1 protein-coding gene is annotated in these 1,667 nt (G+C 72.5%); it reads right to left on the bottom strand.

The window, feature by feature from the left end; all coding sequences use genetic code 11:
• The coding region (locus tag DMB66_RS58725; RefSeq protein WP_233625601.1) for an alkaline phosphatase at positions 1 to 1,513 on the bottom strand (1,513 nt) is incomplete at its 3' end.
• Positions 1,514 to 1,667 lie beyond the last annotated feature (154 nt).

Below are 1,667 nucleotides of genomic sequence, written 5' to 3'. Positions count from 1 at the left end.
AGGGCCGCTCGGTCTCCTGCTGGACCGTGGCGGCACCCAGGTCACCGCCCCGGAGCGCGGCGCTTCCGCCCGGCGTCGGGTTGTCCGCGATCTGGTGCAACCCGGGCACCCGGTCCTCGATCACGAAGGTCGCGCGGGTGTGGACGGCCGCTCCCGGGCGGGTCACGTACGGCAGGACCTGGAAGTCGGTTGTCATCGCGTCCTTGGTGATCTTCGTGCGGACGTAGCCCCGTTGGTTGTTGTAGAAGCGCAGGTGCGGGTTCCAGGCCGCCCACGGGTGCCGGCCCGAGACCACGTCCACTCCGTCGCCCGTGGAGGTGATCGACGAGCACACCAGTTCCGTGCCGACCGTGCGCGAGGTCGGGTCCGTGTAGTCCAGCTTGAGCTCGTCCGCCCAGTGGGCGTGCACGTCGCCGGTCAGGACCACCGGGTTGCGGACGGCCGCGTTCACCCAGCCGCGGGTGATGCGGTCGCGGGAGGCCGCGTAGCCGTCCCAGGAGTCCATGCTGACCACCTTCGCGGGGCCCGCGTTGTTGTCGCGCTGGCCGAAGAAGACCTGTTGGCCTAGGATGTCCCAGCGGGCCGTCGAGCGGTGGAAGCCGTCGAGCAACCACTTCTCCTGCTTCGCGCCGGTGATCGAGCGGGCCGGGTCCGTCGCCGCGGGGCAGTCCCGGTAGCCGTCGCCGCAGCCCTGGTCGTCGCGGAACTGGCGGGTGTCGAGCAGGTGGAATGTCGCCAGCCGGCCCCAGTGCAGGCGCCGGTACAGCTGCATGTCGATGCCGCGGGGGATCGAGGTGCGGCGCAGCGGCATGTTCTCGTAGTAGGCCTGGAACGCCGCCGCGCGCCGGGCCGGGAAGTTCGGGTCCGGCTGCTCGGGGATCTCGTCAGCCCAGTTGTTCTCGATCTCGTGGTCGTCGAAGACCACCGCCCACGGCGCCACCGCGTGGGCCGCCTGCAGGTCCGGGTCGGTTTTGTATTGGGCGTGCCGCTGGCGGTAGTTCGCCAGCGTCACCGTCTCCGGGCCCTGGTGGTCGCGCGGGTTGCCGCCCGGAATGTTGTATGTGTCCGGTCCGTACTCGTACTGGTAGTCGCCCAGGTGCAGGATCAGGTCCGGCTCGTCCTCGGCCAGCCGCCGGTAGGCGGTGAAGTAGCCGTGCTCGTACTGCGAGCAGGACGCGAACGACATGGCCAGCGTGCCGCCGCTCGCCCACGGTGCCGGGGCGGTCCGGGTGCGGCCGGTCGGTGACACGTACTTCTCGGCCTTGAAGCGGTAGAAGTATTCGCGCGCCGGCGCCAGGCCGTGCAGTTCGACGTGCACGGAGTGCGCCGCGGCCACCCGGGCGACGGCGACGCCGCGGCGGACGACCCGGCGGAAGCGGGCGTCGGCGGCCAGTTCCCACCGCACCGGCACATCGCGGGACGGCATGCCGCCCAGACCGTCGTCGGCGAGCGGGGTCGGGGCCAGCCGGGTCCACAGCACGAAGCCGTCGTGTTCCGGGTCGCCGGAGGCCACCCCGGACGGTGAACGGATCGGACCGCAGCGGCCCGCGGTAGGGCGCGGCAGAGGCGGTCAGCGGCCAGATGCTGGTCGCGCCCGCAGCGCCCGCAGCGCCCGCAGCGCCCGCAGCGCCCGCAGCGCCCGCAGCGCCCGCAGCGCCCGCAGCGCC

The sequence above is a fragment of the Actinoplanes sp. ATCC 53533 genome (assembly GCF_003947245.1).
This window is presented reverse-complemented; position numbering and strand designations above follow the sequence as displayed.